The sequence below is a fragment of the Pontixanthobacter aestiaquae genome, from assembly GCF_009827455.1.
Lineage (GTDB): Bacteria > Pseudomonadota > Alphaproteobacteria > Sphingomonadales > Sphingomonadaceae > Pontixanthobacter > Pontixanthobacter aestiaquae.
The window spans coordinates 1308298-1327545 of the sequence record NZ_WTYZ01000001.1 but is presented as its reverse complement, the minus strand read 5'-3'; the positions used below and the strand labels follow the sequence as shown (position 1 = coordinate 1327545).

The following is a 19248-nucleotide window of genomic DNA, read 5'->3' as shown; positions in this document are numbered from 1 at the left end:
TTGTGCGGATGGAATTGCATCTCGAAGCAGCACTTGATTTGCTGACAGTCTGTATTGCTTTGCTGGCCTGCGCCCTGTGGCTGAGAGCCAGCAGACGCAAAGTTAGGCGGATCAGCAAACACGAAACGCTGGATTACGCCGATTTCAACCGGCTGGTGACTGCGGTCAACCGCACACAGATTCTCAATGCTCAGGCCGCCTTGGCAACCGGCGCTGCCACTGCGCTTGCCTGTGTCAGCCTGATGGTAGATTTTCTATTAGCACATCTGTCCTGGTGATCGGGGGTCTGATCCTTCTGGCGATTGGCGGAGAGCTGCTGGTCCGGGGCGCTTTAGGGGTGTCCCGCCTGCTCAAGATATCGCCGATGCTGGCGGGCCTGACGATTGTCGGATTCGGTACGTCTATGCCTGAGCTCGCAACCAGCGTGCAGGCAGCCTTGGCCGGCTCCCCGGGCATCGCATTGGGCAATATTATCGGATCAAACATTGCCAATATCCTGCTGATTTTGGGTGTGTCGGCTTTGATCCTGCCGCTAGCCGTCAACCGGCAGGCTTTCTTGCGCGATTCCGTCGCGCTCGGCGGAGCGACTATGCTGTGTGTTGCGGCTGTCTTGGTCGGCACAATCGGCTGGATGATTGGAGTGATATTCGCTTTGGCCCTGTGCGCCTATCTGGTGTGGGCCTATCGGTCTGAAAAGGACAGCGGCGATGCCGAGGAAACACGCCATGCGCAGGAAGCTGGAGATGCCGCGCCCGCTACCACCAATATTACAGTGCCGTTTGCCATGGTCATCGGCGGCCTTGCAGCTGCAGTGTATGGCGCCGGAATGCTGGTTGAAGGCGCAACCGTGTTGGCGGTGGCAGCAGGCGTGTCGGAGACTGTAATCGGCCTCACGGTCGTTGCCATCGGTACATCCTTGCCAGAACTGGTCGCCTGCCTTGTTGCGGTAATGAAGCGCCACCCGGATGTGGCAATCGGCAATGTCGTAGGCTCGAATATCTACAATCTGCTGGGAATTTTGGGTCTGACCGCGATGATCCATCCGCTATCGGTACCCGCCGAAATCGCCCGATTTGATATATGGGTGATGGCCGGTGTGACCGCGCTCATGCTTGTCCAGCTCCGTTCCGGATGGAAGGTCGCGCGAGCAGAGGGCGGGCTGTTGGTGTGTCTTTTTGCCGCCTACACCACATTTCTGGTTATGCGCTAAACAACTCGCACGGCACTAGCCGTAATTCCAGTCGAGCAGATCGACGCGATCGAGCGACTGCGAAACATCGGGATGCGCGTGCCGCACGGCCTTCACCGCTTTGCGCAAATCCTTTTGCAGATAGGGTTTGAGGGCTGCCTGTGCGGCGGACAAATCATGGCCATGCAGGTCGGCAAAGAGTGCGGTCGCTGTCACCCGAGCCTGTTCCGAAAGATAGCCCGTAGTCGATGCCCGCCAGCCGGACCACTCGCCATCATTGAACTGGGCAAACTCACGCGCACCGTTGGCAAGGAATACCCCGAAACCGATATAGGCAGCCGCGCAATCGGTGGAATGCTCCATCAGATCCGGCCCTCCTGGTGGATCACCGGCATTGCACAGAAGATAATGACATAACTCATGCGCGAAAGTGGCCGTCAGGGCATCGGGCTTCTGCAGCATGCTGTCGCTGTACCGGATTACGGCCTCACCACCTTCGACCGAAAATGTCCCGCACGCGCTGCTCCCTTCCGGTTGGATACGGATATCGCCCGGATCGAAATCATCGGCGACTTTCTCAAGCCGGCACGGCCACTGCTCCATTCCCGCGAGAACTTTGACCGCCTCGAAAAGCTCATTGGCAGTCCTCGACTCTGCCAACATCGGATGCCCTGGCAAAACGAATTCAGGTGTAATTCCGCGATCATCCAACACTGCCCGCAGCCATGCAAAGCAGGCGATCAACCAGTCGAATTCATCCTTGGTAATCGGTGGCTTAGGCGTGAAGAAAGGCATGGTCGATGTGTGCCGAGCGATGCGCCATTGGTCAATGAAGACAAACGCTGCGGTTGCGTATGGCCTCATAAACCATTTTCCTACTCGGCGTTTTCCTGACTAATTGTCCGGTCTCATTCCCGAATCGAAGAGGCAAGCAATGTCACAAACACTCGACCGCACCCCCATCTTTAGCGCCGTTCGCCAGATGCTTGGCAGAGGCTTTAAACAGAGCGAGGTCGATCTGCTCGATCGAGCAGTGGACCAAGCAGCGGGCGAGGCGGAGATTTCCGATCAGGACCCTGTTCCATGTGTTCCATCCTGTAGGATTGGCGAGCGCGGCATCGCGCTCATCAAGCTATTTGAGGGCTGCGCGCGGCTGCGCGGTGACGGGATGGTGGAAGCCTATCCCGATCCCGGAACCGGCGGCGATCCGTGGACCATCGGTTGGGGCGCGACTGGCCCAGGACTAGAGGGACAGGGCCGCATAGGCCCCGGCACCGTGTGGACACGAGAAGAATGCGATGAACGGTTGGAGCGCGATCTGGTCCGCTATGCCGGTGACGTTGCGCGGGCACTGGACGGTGCGCCGACAACACAAAACCAGTTCGATGCGCTGGTCAGCTTCCACTACAACACCGGTGCGATTGCACGCGCAACTTTAACCAAGTGCCACAAAGCGGGTGAATATGCCGCAGCCTTGCACGAATTTGCCCGCTGGAACCGCGCAGGCGGCCGTGTGATGAGAGGGCTGACACGACGCCGCAAGGCAGAGGCCAAGCTTTACGGAAATGCTGCATGAACGCTCCGCTTTCACCCGATGCAGCGGCAATACTCGACGCGCTGAAACCGGAGCGCGTCGGGCTAAGCGCGAAAGTTCAGGCCGATTTGTGGGTCAAGCTAGGTATCGCCGCTTTCAGCTTTCTTATCATTGGCGGCTTTTCGTTCATTATGTTGCAAATCTCGCAGGCCGCCTCCACCGCGAACACGAATAGCGAGAAGATCGATAAGTTGACCGAGAACATAACGATGCTGGTTGTGGCCTCGCAAAACATGCAGAACGAGCTGACCCAGCGCGGCGGGTGGATGGACGGGCAGGATCTATATTCCGAGCAATCGCGGCTGAAGGACCAAGAGCACGACCAACGCCTCGACGCGTTGGAGGCCCGCAGCGGTCAATAATCGCGGCTGATTTCGGCGACCACGCTCTCGCGCCCAATGGTTGAGACACTGGCCAGTAGCGATAGCCAACTGGTGATCCTGAACTCGGCCTCGGTCGCGCTGTATCCGCGCCCGTCGGTGATCAGTTCGACATAAAAACGCCGCCCGATATTCTTGCCGATCGCGATGCCTGTACCTCTGTTCAACGCCGGATCGGCACTGACAATGCGAAGGCGGTCGAGCCCGATGGCCGTGCGCAGCGCATTGATCGGATCAAGCCCCGCCCCGCCGCGCAGACTGGCCAGCGCGGTGCCCAGTTGCAGTGCGTCCGTTGCAGAAAGTTCGGTAATAGAGCCGCCAAACAGCAAGCGGGAAAGGATCTCTTCCTCGGGCAATGCAGGGGTCGAGCTGAATGTGATTTCTGGTGTCAGCGCATTGCCCCGCACCCTGACTTCCACGCTCAGCCCGGTACGGTCCGTTTCGGCGACGATGTCGAGGCGCGGATCGATCGGTTCGTTCTCGTTAAAGTCGATCCGTCCGCGTGTGAGTTCGAAGCGGGTTCCGGCAAAACTATAAAAGCCGCGCACAACCCGCGCCGCGCCGCCCATGCGGGGATCATCGGTAGTGCCGCGCAGGCGGATGTCCGCGCTCCATTCGCTGTCGAGACCGAGCCCGTCGACATCGACACGGCTGTCCGCTTTGGCGTCAATCAAATAGCGCCATGGGCGGTATCGCGCTCTGGCGGGGGCGATATCGGCGGGAATGTTGATCTCGCGTGTGTTGATCTGCGGCAGGCCAGCTTGCTCTGCAGCGCTACCCAATGCCCACGCCGCCCTGTCGACCTTTACCCGGCCGGCTATGGTGCCGCCGATGCCGTTCGATATCAGCCGTAACGGACCGGTAATCGTGGCGTCGATACCATTGGCGTTGAGCAAGCGTGCATTCTTCGCCGCAACCTTGATATCCAGCGCCGGGCCGCGTTCGCCCAGATCGACCAGATCAATCGTGCCGCTGCCCGACACGCTACCGCCATTGTCGGTCTCGCCGGAGAAACGTGACAGACGGAGACGCGAGCCGGAAAAACTGCCGCGTACCGACATATTGCGAATGTCCGTCCCGGAGAGCGCGCTTTGCACACGCAGATCATCGCTCCGTATAGAGCCACGCACAAGCGGATCTGCGAGCGTACCTGTGACATTGGCGGTCGCAGACAGCGGACCGGTCAGATCGAAGGCTTCGATCGCTGCCAGACGCCATACGGACTCCGCTGGCCCATTATAGCGCAATTGGCCAAACAGGTTTCCGCGCCGCAGCCGTGACACCAGACCGCCCGATTGTGCCAATCCGCCGATCCGCGCTTGAATTCGGCCGCGACGCGTGTTGCCTTCATCAGCCACCGCACGCAGTTCCAATTCACTCGCAGACAGATTTGAAACCAACGCCAAGTCAATCGGCTTGGAAGACAGGACCAGACCAGACCGTGTCAGATTATCGACTTGCACACGGGCACTACCTGTTGGCACCCCACCAGCCTTAGCACGGAAATCCACCAGGCCGGAGATTGTCCCACCCAACCCCATATCGGCGATCGCCAGATCAACCAGCGAAAGCGGCATGTCTTGCAGCGCCAGATCGACGGCTGTCATTCCGCCGCCGAATTCGCCCGATGCAATCAACCCGCCGCCGCCATAGGTAATTTGCGTTCTGGCGAGTTGCCAGCCGCCATCCCTTTGCTTCGACAGCACTGCACGGCGCGGCATGGCGATACGCTTGCCCGCGAAGTCTCCACGCCCGGCTATGGCGATACGCTCTGGCTCAATCCCAGCGTTGAGCTGTACATTAAACCGGCTCCCCCGCCGTCCAGCAATCGACGCCGTGGCAACTCCGCTGCCATTCTCGAGTTCGGCGCTCGCTGCCATACGTCCGATGAACAATGTGCCATAGCTAAAGCCCTGACCAACTGCAGAGGCTTCAATCGTCGAGTTGCCTTCTTTCAGATAGCCACGGCCTTCCAGATCGGCGCTGGCAATCGAAATCGGCGTGTCGCCGCCAAATTGCGCGCGGTTGGCATCGATATCGAACGCGAAACCTTGGCCCCCGTCGCGCGTCGCCAAGCCGATCCGTCCCTCCAGACCGCCACCACTTAGCGTAAGCCGCCCATCCGCGCCGCCATCCGCCAGCGTCAAATTGCCTTCAACCGCCGTCTTCCAGATGTTCAACTCGCGAATAGCCAATTGTGTGGGACCGATGGCCGGAGAGACCAGGCCTATTTCCCCGCTAAAGGCGCCGAGCAGCGATTGACCATCGGTCGAGATATCGAAGCCCTCTTCGCTGGGCGCAATTGCCACACGGACATCTTCGAGACCGGCTGCTGGGAGCGGGCTTGCAAACACCAAAGTCGCGGTTGGGCCAGTATCCGCGAAGGCAGCTTCAACGGTGAAATCGCCATAAGCCTGATGCGTCCCGCTGCCCGCGATACTGGTGCTGCCCTCGCGAACTCTCCCATCCATAATGAGCGATAATTTTTCGGCTGAAAGGCGCACGTTGCGAAAGTCGATTGGCGTAGCCGAGCCCAGCGAAATTCCGCCGCTCAAGCGGATGACGGGACCAGCCAAATTCGCCAGCGTGTCATTGGTGACGCGGGGTATCCGGCCGTCGAAATCGGCACGCAGCACCCACGGTGCAGTGCTGCCGATCAGGAAATCGATATCAGCCCTACCATTCAATATTCCAACATTGTCGAGCGGCAGTCCATTCGCCGTCACAGGACCGCGCAGGGCATATGTGCCAGCCAAAGTGTCTCCCAATAGCGAGAGACGAGCGTTGGCATCGGGAAAAGCAATCGCCAGATTATCCGACAAGACCTGCCGTCCTGTATAGATCACCGTCCCGCCAATCGTGCCGCCAACAAGACGCGGATCGGCGAGCGCATTCCCCGTCTCAATCCGGCCAATATTAGCGTTCAGCGGAAGCGTCCAGCGTGCACCGTCATAGGTTACAATTCCTTGCTGGCGGATATCCTCGATACGGGTGTCGCCCGCCTGAAACGAGCCGACGGACAGCAAGTGCTCGATATCCAGATCACGAAACGCGCCGTCCACGGTTGCCGTTATAGCGCCGTCCTCGACGCGCATACCGCTGCCGAAAAGGCCAGGATCGGTTAGCCGCGCCGACAGTTCGAAAACATCAAAACTGTTCCCGGCGAGATCAACCGCGCCTTCGCCATTCGCCGCAAAAGCCTGCGCTGCAACACGCAGCGAACCATCGAGCACGCTATCGACCAGCGTGCCCTTGGCATCAAACGATACAGCACTTCCGAGGGCGCTAGCGGTGAGGCCGGAGACCAAGTCCGACGGATAGGCTTGACCAAGAATGCGGTATTGCCCGCTTGCATTGGTGATCCGGAAAGCCGCAACTGCATCTTCCTCGCGCCGGGCCACAAAATTGCCGGTCCAGTCGCTCCATGTACCGTCACCAACCAGCTTTGCGGAATATCCGGCATCCGCACCGAGCATTCCGGCCAGCACACCGCCAATCGGCGCGTCGTAATCGAATTTCAGATCGAATTTATCGCCATCGGGCTCAGCGTCGATCAACGCGTAAAGCTTGTCCTCGGTGCCTAAATCGCCGTCGATCTCAGCAAACACGCGGCCATCGCGAATATCTGCTTTGGCCAGCATATCGACACGCTGCGCGTCATCGCCGACCACGCCGGGTGCAAGCGTCAGATTGTCGATCTCGAAACGGTCGATGCGGATATCGAAATCGGGAAGTATGGGCGCATCGGGATCACCGGGAAGCAATTCCGGCATACGCAGCAACGTCCCGCGTCGCGCGGTCAGATTACGAATATCGAGCCCGCTTGTGACCCAGCTAAGTGGCCGCCAATCGAGTTCAACCACCGGTATTGTCAGGAATTCGCCGTGTTGATCGGACACCGCCACATCGTGGAGAATGGCATTTTCGAATATATCGCCTTCAATCCGGCCCACATCAAACCGCAAGCCAGATGCAGGTGCAACTTGCGCGATCTGGTCAGAAATAAGGCGCTTGCCGAATGAGCTGTTGAGGAATGCCACTCCAGCAACCATCACCAGCAGCAGGCCGAGTAAAATTCCCGCAATCCATTTGAACAGCCGCGACCGCTTCGAAGCCCTGGCCACCGGTGCTTCGCTTTCAGACATTTCTTCGCCCATCAGAAGGCCTGCCCCAAAGAGACGTAAACCGCGACCGGATTATCATTTGGTCCCGGATTGAGCGGCACACCGACATCCACGCGGATCGGCCCGAAGCCGGTGTCGTAGCGCACACCCATGCCGACCCCAATTTTGATATCATCAAAGCCGGGCGTTGTACTGGTACTAACCGAGCCCGCATCGACAAACGGCACAACCGAAACCGCACCATCAAGGAAGCCAGTCTTGATCCGCGCTTCGAGCGAGAATTCCACCAGCGAGCGCCCGCCGCTCGGATCGCCCAGCGCATCGGTCGGGCCGATTTGCTGGAAACCATAACCGCGTACCGAGCTGCCGCCACCGGCATAGAGCCGCCGCGACGGTGCAATATTGTCAAGATCTGTGCCCAGAATCGCGCCGAAGCGCGCGCGGCCTGCCATCACCACACGATCGTTGATCGCCTGGTAATAGCTCGCATCAACTTGCCCGCGCAGATAGAAACTCTGCACGCCATTATTACTCGAAATCTCCGGCGAAAGCCGCCCTCCAAACCGGAACCCTTCGGTCGGATCGAGCAGATCATCCGTCGTGTCGAGCAAGGCACTGACCGGTAATGCGCCGACAAAGAAGGTCTCGCGAGGCGGGACAACGCCGTTCACCGTGGGTGGACGCTCGCCGGTTGCGATCGCCTCAAAGCCGACGCTCCAGCTTAGCGGCTTCTGGAACAGCAAATTGGATGTCCGTTCGTAATTAGCAACAAAAGCCACAGTGCGCGCATCAAACGCGTCGCTGTCGATGGTGCTGGCAAAGGCATCCAGCGTCAGGATCTTGTCGCGCCCGCCAAAATTGTTCTTGCGGAAAGTAATCCCGGCTAGCTGTTCCTGCGTCCCCAGAATGCCGCGAAATTTCAGCGCGCCTTCAGGCGGGAAGAAATTGCGATGCTCCCAACTTGCTTGGAGGCGGAAGCCCTCCTCCGAACCATAACCGATGGCACCGGCAATCGTGCGTAACGGGGCCTTGGTCATCTTCACATCCATCGCGACAACGCCCGGTTCAGTCTCTGTTGGCGGCGTTACTTCACGCGGCGTCACCGAGACTGACGAGACCAGCCCAGTTGCTGTCACGGCACGGCGCAGGTCCAGTTCGAGACTGCGCTGATAGATGTCCCCCTGTTCGAACCGGGCAATCGATCCGATATGCTTGCCGGAAAGGAAATCGGGGTCGGAGCTAACTACTTCGCCGAATGCGTATTTGCCGTTTGGCCTGACCGGCAGCGTCAGATCGCCGCGCGTTTCGCGGTGGTCGATCAGCAGATCGGGTTCGTCTATTTCCGCAAATGGATAGCCGCCCTCGCCCAATGCTGTGTCCAGATCGAGCTGCTCCTCGACAATTGCGTCACTCGACAGCGGATCACCCGTCTGGATTTCGAAGATGCCGCGAAGGCTTTCTGCATCAGGAGCGGTGCCGAGATCGCCCAGATCAATTGCTCCGAAACGATAGCGCTGACCGGGAACAATATCGAAGCGGACCACCGGATTTTGATCGGCCTGCTCTTCTCCGGGACTCAATCCGCCGACGGTTCGGACAACTTGTGCGTCATAATAGCCATAGATCCGCAGCAATTCGGAAAGCAGATCTTGGTCGGCGCGCGCTCTGGCCGCCAATTGCGCGATATTCTCGTCACCGTTAGACAGGTCGGCAATGGTCGATAGAGTCCTGAATCGGCTTACAAATTCTTCCCGCTGCGCAAATCCGGTTTCGTCGCCTGCAAATGCAAGAACCAAATTATCGCCAATCGTTTCAAGCGCTGCGTCGGGAATTTCCGGCAATAGTGGTAAGTTGCTGTCCGCGAAACGGATGTCATCATCAGGTTCAAGTGTTTCGATCGGTGGAAGGTCCAAATCATCGGGCCATTCCACGCTGAGCTGGGGCAGCTCCGCCATCGGCTCATCGGGCTGGACCGCATCTTCTTCCGCCGCGTCTGGCGCTGGTGGAGCGCTGTCGGTCGCCCAGGCTTCGGCATTCTCCACCGCAGAATCAGGGATCAGATCATCCAGACTTTGTGAATTGGGTTCTTGGCCAACACTCGGCGAGCCAGCGAGCATTAGTGCGCCCGCTGCCATCCAAGCGGTCCGTTGCAAGTGCGATTTAGTCGACCGCGCTGCTGCTTTCGGGTGCATATTGATCGCTGTTGCCCTCTTTGGAGCCGCTTCCCTCGTCAGTGCGCGGCTTGTCTGCTGTATTAGCAATGAGAGCGTCTTGCTGTTCACGGGAAAGACGTTGCCATCCGCTGCGGGTGAGTCTTTCAAGCGGGCGATAGCGGACTTTGTACCGCATTCGGTCAGACCCTTCGACCCAGTAACCGAGATAGGCATAGGGCAGGCCTTGCTCTGCAGCACGCCGGATGTGTTCGAGGATAATGTAATTGCCAAGACCTGATCGCGACTCATGTTCCGGGTCGTAGAAGCTGTAGATCATCGACAACCCGTCGCCCTGCCGATCAGTGAGACAGGCACCTACTAATCGGCCTGGCTCGTTCCCGTCGGAAGGTTCCCTATATTCAGTGACATAGCTGGATACTGGCGTATGCTCAACCATGTCGGCGTAATCCGTTTCATCCATGGCAGCCATGCCGCCGCCAGGATGCCGAACGGCGAGATAGCGTTGCAATAGCTCAAATTGTTCCTCGGTCGCCCAAGGGCGGCATTCGGTCACCACCAGATCACTGTTCCGGCGCAAATTGCGGCGCTGGGTTGAACTGGGCGTGAACTCTTCAGACACAACACGAACGGAGACACAGGCGTTACAATCTGCGCAGCTTGGCCGATACGCCACCGTTTGACTGCGGCGGAAACCGATCCGGCCCAACGCTTCGTTCAGCTGGTCAGCATGATCGCCTTTGAGCTCGGTAAATACCTTGCGCTCGCTCTTACCCGGCAAATACGGGCAGGGTGCGGGCGTCGTCACAAAGAAACGGGGGAAGCGAACGGGGGCCGTCACGGCTTGCTGTGTGTCCTCTAAAGCAAGAATCGGTCTGAAGTCGGTGGCCTATTCTTATGCATGGCACAGCCCGCCGGTAAAAGGTCCTTAACCAAATAACACGGTTAATGATTGATTATTTTGCACAATTTCTCTGCGCGTAACAAAGGTGTGCCGGAATGCGTCAGTTCAGTTCGACTTGGCTAACATCATAGCCGCTTTCTCTAAGCGACTCGACCAGCGCGTTAAGCTGTGCACGATCACGCGCTTCGCATTCGATATCGGTAATCAGTCCCTTTGCAGGCAGTGTCGTAAAAATACGCTGATGGTAGATTTCGATAATGTTGACGTTGTGCGTATTAAATGCGGTCATGACCTTGTAAAGCGCGCCGGGACGATCCTGTAAAGTAATCCGCAGCCGTGCGAGGCGGCCGGACCGGGCGAGATCACGCAACAGAACATTGGCCAGCAGGCGCGTATCGATATTGCCACCGCACAGCACCAAGCCGATTTTGCGGCCCGCAAACTTGTCAGGATTGGCAAGAACCGCAGCTAGGCCGGCAGCACCAGCGCCTTCCACAACCGTCTTCTCGATTTGCAGCAAAAGTGACACAGCCTTCTCGAGCTGTGACTCGCTCACCAAGACGATATCATCAACGCGGTCTTTAATAATCTCGGCTGTGAATTCGCCTGGAGCTTTTACGGAAATACCTTCCGCCAGCGAGTCACCGCCACAGGGAAGATCTTTGCCCTTCATCCGCGCGTACATTGATGGATAGAGTTCGGCCTGCACTCCAATCACTTCCATCTCAGGCTTCAAAGCTCTTGCTACAGTCGCCATGCCGGACATCAACCCGCCACCGCCGATTGGAGTTACGATGCAATCCAGATCGGGTACGTCTTGGAACATTTCCAAGGCCACGGTGCCCTGTCCCGCCGCGACATTGGGCTCATCGAAAGGATGAACGAATGTCAGATTGCGTTCTTTCTCCAGCTGACGGGCATAGGCATAGGCATCGTCAAATGTCTCACCTTCCAGCACAACGTTGCCGCCGACGCTCTCTGTCTGCATAACCTTCACGGTCGGGGTTGTGCGCGGCATCACAATCGTGACGGGTACCCCCAGTCGGCGGCCATGATAGCTGAGACCTTGCGAATGATTGCCAGCAGATGCCGCGATGACGCCGCGCTCGCGCTGTTCGTCATCCAAATGCAGGAGCGCGTTTAGCGCGCCGCGCTCCTTATAAGCAGCGGTGAATTGCAGGTTTTCAAACTTCAGCCAAATCTGCGCCCCGGTAATCTCAGACAGCGTAATGCTGTGCATTGTGGGCGTACGCACTACGGCACCCTTGATACGGTCGGCAGCGGCCCGAATGGTTTCGAGCGTCAGAAGATCGGTAGCTTTCCCTGTCATGACGCGGCGAGTAGGCGAAAATAGATCATTGGGGAATACAAGATTGATTTGTACCGCATAGGCATTTGCTTTGCTGGTCAAACGCCGTAATTCCCCCGGCATGACAGACCAATTGACCATCGCATTTATAGGGCTCGGCGTAATGGGCGGTCCGATGGCAGGACATCTTGCCGCCACCGGACACCGTGTAATTGCTTACAACCGTACCGCTGCACGCGCCGAGAAATGGCAGCATTCTCAAACAGAGGCAGGTCGAAGCACCGATATCGCAGCCACGCCTGCACAAGCCGCATCCGGAGTCGATATTGTGATCAGCTGCGTCGGCAACGATCAGGATGTAGCCCAGGTTCTGATGGGTGATGATGGCGCGCTCAGTACAATGGCTGAAGGCACGCTGCTAATCGACCACACGACCGTTTCTGCCAAGATGGCGCGCAGTATCGATGCGGCCTGCGCCGAGCGCGGCATTGCAGCGATCGACGCGCCAGTCTCTGGCGGGCAAGCCGGTGCCGAAAATGGCGCGCTTGCTGTAATGTGTGGAGGCACAAAAGATGCCTTCACTCGCGCCGAGCCAATTATGCAAGCCTATGGCAAACGGATCGTCCATGTCGGTGATGCGGGCGCAGGACAGACTGCCAAAATGGCTAACCAGATGTGCATTGCGGGCGTGCTGGGCGGACTGAGCGAAGCAATTCGGTTGACGCAAGCCTCAGGGATAGACGCTGACAAAGTGTTCGAAGCCATTTCCGGCGGCGCGGCGCAAAGCTGGCAGATGGAAAACCGCTGGCACACAATGGTCAAGGACGAGTTTGACTTCGGCTTCGCGGTGGACTGGATGCGCAAGGATCTGGCCTATGCGCTTGAGGAAGCGAGGCGTTTGGGGCTCGAAAGCCCAATCACCAGACAGGTCGATGGCTTCTATGAAGACATCCAAAATATGGATGGCGGGCGACAAGATACCAGCTCGCTGATACGCAGATTGCCACGATAATGCTCACGGGATTGAATGCATGATTACACGCTTACTGACTTCTCTGGCCGCCTCAATTGCCTTCTTCGCCAGCCCTGCGCTTGCGGATACTTTGGTCGACAATGTCCAAGGCATCACGATCAATGCGGACGGCAAAGTTGAGCGCTTTGTTGCCCTTTGGGTGGATGACGATGGACGCATTGCTCAAGTACTCAAGCGCGGTGACGAGAAGCCTGTCACCGATTACCGCTATGATGGTCAGGGGCGTTACCTCATTCCCGGCCTGATCGACTCGCATCTGCACGTTATGGGAATTGGCTTCGGTGCGTTGACGTTAGACCTTTCAGACACAAACTCGCTCGAAGAAGCCCAGGCGAAAATCGCAGAATATGCCGCGGCGAACCCCGGCAGGCGCTGGATTCTGGGGCGCGGCTGGAACCAGGAAAAATGGGGTCTGGGCCGATTCCCGACCGCCGAAGAGTTGGATGCCGTGGTCGCAGATAGACCCGTTTGGCTGGAACGCGTCGATAGCCATGCAGGCTGGGCCAATAGCGCAGCAATGCGGCTTGCTGGCGTAAATTCATCATCCGTATCGCCCACTGGCGGACGTATCGAGCGCGTTGCAGGAGGCAATGCGCCTTCTGGTATCTTCGTCGATAACGCCGCGCAGCTTGTCCAAGCCGCTGTCCCTGCCCCGCGTCCCGAAGACCGCGATTTGGCGTTGTCCAAAGCGCAGGACATCTTGCTGTCATTCGGCATAACTGCAGCTGCCGATATGGGGACCACCATTGAAGACTGGCAGTCCTTCCGCCGAGCGGGCGATGGTGGCTGGTTGAAAATGCGCATCATGTCTTACGCTGCGGGGGTCGAGGCGATGGAATTGATCGGCGGTCCGGGCCCAAGCCCGTGGCTGTATGATGACAAGCTGCGGCTCAACGGTGTAAAGCTCTATCTCGATGGCGCGCTCGGTTCACGCGGGGCTTGGCTGAAGGAACCCTATGCGGACGATCCGGGCAACACCGGCTTACCACTGCAAACCAGCACGCAACTGCGCAATCTCATGAGCCGCGCTGCACTGGATAAGTTCCAGCTCGCAATTCACGCGATTGGTGACGCCGCCAACGGAGAAGTGCTCAACGCTATCAACGATATGTCCGATACATATGACGGAGATCGGCGTTGGCGGATTGAGCATGCGCAAGTCGTCGATATGGTAGATATCGGTAAATTCGCCGATCACGGCATTATTGCGTCGATGCAACCGGTCCACCAGATTTCGGACCGTGTAATGGCCGAGGCCCGGCTCGACCCTGCACGGTTGGAAGGTGCCTACGCTTGGCGGACGATTCTTGAAATCGGCGCGCCATTGGCCTTCGGGTCAGACGCGCCGGTCGAATCGCCTGACCCGTTTGCTAATATCGCCGCCGCAATTTCGCGCACAGGACCAGACGGTCAGCCGTTCGGAGGATGGCGTCCCAAGGACGCTGTGAGCAGAGAGCAGGCATTGGCCGGATTTACGTCCGCCGGGGCCTATGCCGGGTTCGCCGAGGGCCGATTCGGAAGGCTGGCAAAAGGCGAGCGCGCTGATTTCGTATTCATTGATCGCGACCCGATGCTCTCCTCACCCGAATCGATTCGCGAAACGCAGGTGTTAGGGACGTGGGTCGGCGGGATAGAAGTCTACTCCGCCGATTGATCTATGTTGCGGTGCAACTCAAACCGCCGGTGCTGAAGAACGGTTCGCCGGAAAATTTGAACGTTTCTGGAACTTTAATAGAATTGAGACGATCATTGTGTATGCCATACTAGAGAAGTGAGCGGGTGACCGTCATCTCTCCGGAATACGCGACAAAATACAGATTTCTGACCACGATTCTGGTCATCAACAATTAGGATAAGTGTTACAATTCGGTAACATATTGAACAATCTGATACGAACTTTGGGGTTGCCTCACTGTAGCAAATCCCTTAGTAAGCCAGAGAGTTTGAACAAGTTAGAGCTCTGAGGAGACGATTGAAATGAAGTTCCGTAACCTACTTGCTGCTACAGCGGCTGTTTCGCTGGCTGCATCGCCAGCCATCGCACAAAGTGCTGATGCCGATCGTGCTGCTGCACCAGTTACTGAAGAGAGCAATCTCGGTGGTGACTCCGGCGGCGCGGGCGTCATTCTCGCTATTCTTGCTGCTGCAGCGATTATCGCTGGTATTATTATTGCCGGTGGTAATGAAGACGACGACGCGCCTACAAGCCCGTAACGCCAGTTTAGGCTGAACAATTAGAGCGGGGCCTGCGGGTCCCGCTTTTTTGTGCGTGCTTGAGATTTGATGGCTGAAGATCAGTGGGCGTTGAACCGCACTGCCGGTAGATTTTTAGAAGTTCGTAAGCTGTGATTTTTGCGCAAGCCATCGTTTCTTGATCGACAGGTCGCCTATGCCTCCGCGTCAATTGCAGGCAGGTCGCCCGCATCATCGCCAGCCCCGTCTTGGTCTCCGCCGCTTTCGTCTGCGGTTTCTTTCGACTTATTCTTACGCTCAGTGATCCGCATGATCAGCAAAGATCCTTCGAACAGCAGCAATAGCGGCACTGCCAGAATGAGCTGTGATCCCGGATCAGGTGGCGTCACAATGGCCGCGAGCGCAATTACCCCGACAATGATATAACGACGCGCGCCCGCCAATTGTTCGCGCGATACAATCCCCGCACGGTGCAGCAGCAGCAATAAGACAGGCAGAAGGAAACAAATTCCGAATGCCAGAATAAACTGCATGACGAGGCCCAGATACTCATTCGCAGTAGGCAGCGCCTCAATCTCAAGCCCGCCAACCGCACCTTCAAAACCGAGGAACCACGTGAACGCTGTCGGCATGACCACATAATAGGCAAGCGCCGCACCAGAGATAAACAATAGCGGAGTAGCGAGCAGAAACGGCAGGAAGGCTTTCTTCTCATTGGCGTAAAGACCTGGTGCCACAAACGCCCATAATTGGTTGGCAATAAACGGAAAACTCACGCAGAATCCGGCAAACAAAGCGACCTTCAACTCGACGAAGAACACCTCATAGAGCTTGGTGAAGATCAACTGCCCTTGCCCGTCTGCGAAGGCGCCTTTAAGCGGCTGGATTAGAAACCCAAGGATAGGGTCGGCAAAATAAAGGCACACGCCAAACGCAAGCAGCAAGGCCAACACACAGCGCACCAAGCGTGCCCGCAATTCAACGAGATGATCCAGCAGCGGAGCCTGCGTCTCGTCGATATCGTTGATGCCAAAAGCCATGACTTACGACTTCTCGCCCGATTCAAGCGGTAACATAGGCTCATCGCGTGGCGCTTTCTCGGGTGGCTCAGGCGCCACATTGATGCTTGCTTCCGCGTTTGCATCCATCGTCAGATCAACCGGCTTGCCACTAGGCTTCTCTTCCACAGGCATCGCCACATCCGCCTCACTCTCGGGAAGCGGACCCATCTCACCTGACGGCGTTTCAGCCATGATCTTGGCGTTCTGCTCTTTCCACTTCTTCTCCATGTCCTCCATCTCGGCTTCGCGCACGATGGAGTCGAAACCGCTGCGGAATTGTGCAGAAGCACGGCGCAGCTTGCCGATCCAGCGGCCGGCCACGCGCAAAGCCGCAGGCATATCTTTGGGGCCGATGACGATGATCGCGACGACCACGATCATCAGCAATTCAAGGGCACCAATGTCGAACATGTGTAAGCGGTGCCTTAGTCGGTTTTAGGAGTTGTCGGTGGGCTTGCTGGCCTGAACTTCGGACTTGGCTTTCACATCAGCAGTTGGCGCTTCAATCTGGCCAGCGGGCTTAGCCGGAGCCGATTCGGATTTCTCATCCTCATTCATGCCCTTTTTGAAGCTGTTGATACCCTTACCAAAATCACCCATCATTTCCGATATACGCCCGCGCCCGAACAGGACGAGAATGACGATTGCAATGATAATGAGCTGCCAAGGGCCAAGCGACATGATAGTGTTCCGTTCTGGTATGAGCCAAAGGTTCCAACCCAATATAGGGATTAAGAGGGGGTAGCGCCAGCGTGACCCGATAAATCCGTTTCTGCGCCGTGCTCGGCGTCCGTTTCGGTCCGTGACGGCTCAGCATCTGCCCCTGATGGATTATCTTCTTCGTCCGGGGTCATAAGTGCATCATATGCATCATCGACCGGATCAAGCAGACCTGCTGCACGCAGTTCGTCGATGCCGGGCAAGTCGCGCCGCGAAGCAAGGCCGAAGTGCTGTAAGAATTCAGGAGTCGTAGCGTAAATCACTGGCCTGCCGGGCACTTCGCGGCGCCCCGCGATGCGTACCCAGCCCGCTTCCATGAGAACGTCCAAGGTGCCTTTGGCAGTTTGTACGCCGCGTACCGATTCGATTTCGGCACGGCTGACGGGTTCATGATACGCGATGATCGCCAGAACTTCGGTGGCAGCACGCGAGAGACGGCGCACCTGTTCGCGCTCCCGGCGGAGCAGATGCGCCAGATCGGCAGCGGTTTGGAAGTGCCATTTCTTGGAGCGCTCAACCAAATGAATACCGCGCTCTTCATAATGCGCTGCCAAGCGTTGCACCGCGGCACGAACAGAAGGAACATCAGCGCCGCCAAGGTGCCCCGCCAATGCCTCGATAGACATTGGTTCTTCCGTGGCGAACAAAGTCGCCTCTACCGCCCGTTCGAGATCATCGACTATGTTCTCAGGCATGTCCGGGCTCATGCGCGCATCCGCCTTAGTCGCATCGGGCCAAAGATTTCATCCTGCGCTATTTCCGCCTTGCCCATACGCGCCAATTCCAAAGCGGCGACAAAACTGGATGCCAGTGCAGATCGACGCAAACGCGGCTCGGCGTGCGGCGGCAAAAACTCTTCCAACCGCATCCATTCGAGTGTTACGCCGAGCATATTGGACACCCGGTCGAGCGCGCTTTCCAGCGTCATTACAGGGCGTTCGCGGACCATATGGATCGCGGGAGCCGTCCGTGCTTTAACCTGACCATAGGCCTGGATTAGTCCATACATCTCACAGCGCCACTGCGTTGTGCGGTCAATCCGCAGGCCTTCCGGCGCACCGCGTAAAAACACGTCGCGGCCAATCCGGTCGCCCGCCATCAGACGCGCCGCCGACTCGCGCATTGCGCCGAGGCGTTGCAGGCGCAGCTGCAGTTTCAGCGCCAATTCTTCGGGGCTTGGATCTTCCTGCTCTTCCTTCGGTAGAAGCATCGAGGATTTCAGATAGGCAAGCCACGCTGCCATCACCAGATAATCCGCCGCCAACTCCAGCTTCAGAGCCTCTGCCTTTTCGATATAGTCGAGATATTGATCAACCAGCGACAGGATCGAAATCGCGCGCAGATCGACCTTTTGACGCCGCGCTAGATCAAGCAGCAGATCAAGCGGCCCTTCCCACCCGTCGAGCTCGAGATAAAGCGCGACGTCTTTGGTCTCGGCAGTAGTAGGTGCAATCCAGTCCGAATCGGACCCGGTCGCAGCATCGGTAAACATCAGGCTGCGCTGATCTTGGCCTTCAGATTGCTTTTGTTCTTCAGTCGTCTCGCTCATGCGGCAACTCCTGTGATGGCAAGCAACGCATCGCGATTGGCGTGAAGTTCAGCTTTATCGCCGCCCTCCTCCCAACTATCTGCGACTTTCAGCGCATTTTCCAGCCGCTCAGACGTTGTCGCAGACATCGCCGGAAGCCGCTTCACAGTTTCTGTCATGTCGTCGATCTTGGCCCAACAATTGAGCACTACATCGCAGCCAGCGGCGATCGCTTTCACGGACCTCTCAGGTACGGTACCATCCAGCGCCTGCATATCGATATCATCGGTCAGCAGCAGGCCGTCAAAGCCGATCCGCTTCCTGATGATTTCTTCGATAATGTAGGGCGATAGCGTCGCCGGTTGCACTACGTCCCATGCCGTGAACAACAAGTGTCCGGTCATTCCGATGGGCGCGTGCGACAGCGTCCGGAACGGGGCTATATCCCATTCCAACTCTTCATCAGTGACTGTGACTGTCGGCATTTCCTTATGCGTATCGCACATGCTGCGACCATGTCCGGGCATATGCTTGATACAGCCCGCCACACCAGCCTTCGCCAGCCCGTCGAGGATAGCCCGACCAATTGCAGCGACCTGCATCGGTTCACTGCCCAAAGCGCGGTCACCGATCACATCATGTGCTCCCGCCTGCCGGACGTCCAGCGGCGGGTGATAATCAACCGAAATACCCATTTCGGCCAATTCCAGCCCCATCGCGTGGGCATTGAGCCGCGCCGCTTCAATCGCACTGGCGGGCGCAATCTGGTACAATGTATCGAATGCTTCACCTGCGGGGAATGGTGACCATAATGGCGGCCGCAAACGCGCCACTCTGCCACCCTCTTGGTCAATCGAAACTAGCAAGCGGTCGCGCCCGTGAATTTCGCGTAAAGAGTCAGTCAGCGCGCGCAATTGTTCCGGCGTTTCGCAGTTCCGGCCAAACAGAATATAGCCCGCTGGATCCACCTCCTGAAAGAAGGCGCGCTCGTTGTCGGTCAAGGTTGCTCCGGCGATGCCGAAAATTGCGGGTGTCATAGAAA

The 19248-nt window shown here is 57.6% G+C and carries 18 protein-coding genes; 7 read left to right on the top strand and 11 right to left on the bottom strand.

Features of this window, described 5'->3' with window-relative positions; all coding sequences use genetic code 11:
- Positions 1-8 precede the first annotated feature (8 nt).
- Together GRI35_RS06215 and GRI35_RS06210 are read left to right on the top strand one after the other, a co-directional pair.
- Positions 9-278: a hypothetical protein gene (locus GRI35_RS06215; protein WP_160613355.1), complete on the top strand. Its 270-nt coding sequence runs from the start codon at positions 9-11 to the stop codon at positions 276-278.
- A complete protein-coding gene (locus tag GRI35_RS06210) occupies positions 275-1210 on the top strand; it encodes a calcium/sodium antiporter (protein ID WP_290258924.1) in 936 nt (311 codons plus the stop codon). Before GRI35_RS06215 ends, GRI35_RS06210 begins: the two co-directional genes overlap by 4 nt.
- A 15-nt stretch (positions 1211-1225) precedes the next feature.
- Here GRI35_RS06210 and GRI35_RS06205 read toward each other — a convergent pair whose 3' ends face one another.
- Positions 1226-2053 carry a hypothetical protein gene (locus GRI35_RS06205; RefSeq protein ID WP_160613354.1) on the bottom strand — a complete coding sequence of 276 codons (828 nt, stop codon included), beginning with the start codon at positions 2051-2053 and terminating at the stop codon, positions 1226-1228.
- 70 nt (positions 2054-2123) lie between these two features.
- Between GRI35_RS06205 and GRI35_RS06200 the strand changes: the two genes are divergently transcribed.
- Together GRI35_RS06200 and GRI35_RS06195 are read left to right on the top strand one after the other, a co-directional pair.
- Positions 2124-2765, top strand: a complete 642-nt coding sequence (locus GRI35_RS06200; RefSeq protein WP_160613353.1) for a lysozyme — start codon at positions 2124-2126, stop codon at positions 2763-2765.
- Entirely contained in the window at positions 2762-3145 is a 384-nt protein-coding gene (locus GRI35_RS06195; protein ID WP_160613352.1) for a hypothetical protein, read from the top strand. Before GRI35_RS06200 ends, GRI35_RS06195 begins: the two co-directional genes overlap by 4 nt.
- Here GRI35_RS06195 and GRI35_RS06190 read toward each other — a convergent pair.
- The 4 genes from GRI35_RS06190 to GRI35_RS06175 form a co-directional block, all read right to left on the bottom strand.
- Positions 3139-7308 (bottom strand): translocation/assembly module TamB domain-containing protein, encoded by a 4170-nt coding sequence (locus GRI35_RS06190; RefSeq protein ID WP_235900150.1) that lies wholly within the window; start codon positions 7306-7308, stop codon positions 3139-3141. The genes GRI35_RS06195 and GRI35_RS06190 overlap by 7 nt on opposite strands.
- 11 nt (positions 7309-7319) lie before the next feature.
- Complete coding sequence (locus GRI35_RS06185) at positions 7320-9422, bottom strand: autotransporter assembly complex protein TamA (RefSeq protein ID WP_235900149.1); 2103 nt, start codon at positions 9420-9422, stop codon at positions 7320-7322.
- Positions 9423-9447: 25 nt separating this feature from the next.
- Positions 9448-10299 carry an arginyltransferase gene (locus tag GRI35_RS06180; protein ID WP_160613350.1) on the bottom strand — a complete coding sequence of 284 codons (852 nt, stop codon included), beginning with the start codon at positions 10297-10299 and terminating at the stop codon, positions 9448-9450.
- Between the two features lie 163 nt (positions 10300-10462).
- Positions 10463-11692, bottom strand: coding sequence for a threonine ammonia-lyase (locus GRI35_RS06175; RefSeq protein WP_160613349.1), 1230 nt, complete (start codon positions 11690-11692; stop codon positions 10463-10465).
- Positions 11693-11792: 100 nt separating this feature from the next.
- Here GRI35_RS06175 and GRI35_RS06170 point away from each other — a divergent pair, with 100 nt between their 5' ends.
- From GRI35_RS06170 to GRI35_RS06160, 3 genes are all read left to right on the top strand, one after another.
- The gene (locus GRI35_RS06170; protein ID WP_160613348.1) at positions 11793-12683 is read left to right on the top strand and encodes an NAD(P)-dependent oxidoreductase; all 891 of its coding nucleotides are present in this window, start codon (positions 11793-11795) and stop codon (positions 12681-12683) included.
- A gap of 19 nt (positions 12684-12702) precedes the next feature.
- Positions 12703-14358, top strand: coding sequence for an amidohydrolase (locus GRI35_RS06165; RefSeq protein WP_160613347.1), 1656 nt, complete (start codon positions 12703-12705; stop codon positions 14356-14358).
- 323 nt (positions 14359-14681) lie between these two features.
- Positions 14682-14918, top strand: coding sequence for a hypothetical protein (locus tag GRI35_RS06160; protein ID WP_160613346.1), 237 nt, complete (start codon positions 14682-14684; stop codon positions 14916-14918).
- 173 nt (positions 14919-15091) lie between these two features.
- Here GRI35_RS06160 and tatC read toward each other — a convergent pair whose 3' ends face one another.
- The 6 genes from tatC to nagZ are packed head-to-tail and all read right to left on the bottom strand — an operon-like array spanning position 15092 to position 19243.
- A complete protein-coding gene (gene tatC / locus GRI35_RS06155) occupies positions 15092-15937 on the bottom strand; it encodes a twin-arginine translocase subunit TatC (RefSeq protein WP_160613345.1) in 846 nt (281 codons plus the stop codon).
- Between the two features lie 3 nt (positions 15938-15940).
- Positions 15941-16369 carry a Sec-independent protein translocase protein TatB gene (gene tatB / locus GRI35_RS06150; protein ID WP_160613344.1) on the bottom strand — a complete coding sequence of 143 codons (429 nt, stop codon included), beginning with the start codon at positions 16367-16369 and terminating at the stop codon, positions 15941-15943.
- Between the two features lie 24 nt (positions 16370-16393).
- Positions 16394-16639, bottom strand: a complete 246-nt coding sequence (tatA, locus tag GRI35_RS06145) for a twin-arginine translocase TatA/TatE family subunit (RefSeq protein ID WP_202390520.1) — start codon at positions 16637-16639, stop codon at positions 16394-16396.
- A gap of 50 nt (positions 16640-16689) precedes the next feature.
- Entirely contained in the window at positions 16690-17373 is a 684-nt protein-coding gene (gene scpB, locus GRI35_RS06140) for an SMC-Scp complex subunit ScpB (protein ID WP_160613343.1), read from the bottom strand.
- Positions 17374-17381: 8 nt separating this feature from the next.
- Entirely contained in the window at positions 17382-18170 is a 789-nt protein-coding gene (locus tag GRI35_RS06135; protein ID WP_160614785.1) for a segregation and condensation protein A, read from the bottom strand.
- Between the two features lie 53 nt (positions 18171-18223).
- Positions 18224-19243, bottom strand: coding sequence for a beta-N-acetylhexosaminidase (nagZ, locus tag GRI35_RS06130; RefSeq protein WP_160613342.1), 1020 nt, complete (start codon positions 19241-19243; stop codon positions 18224-18226).
- Positions 19244-19248 lie beyond the last annotated feature (5 nt).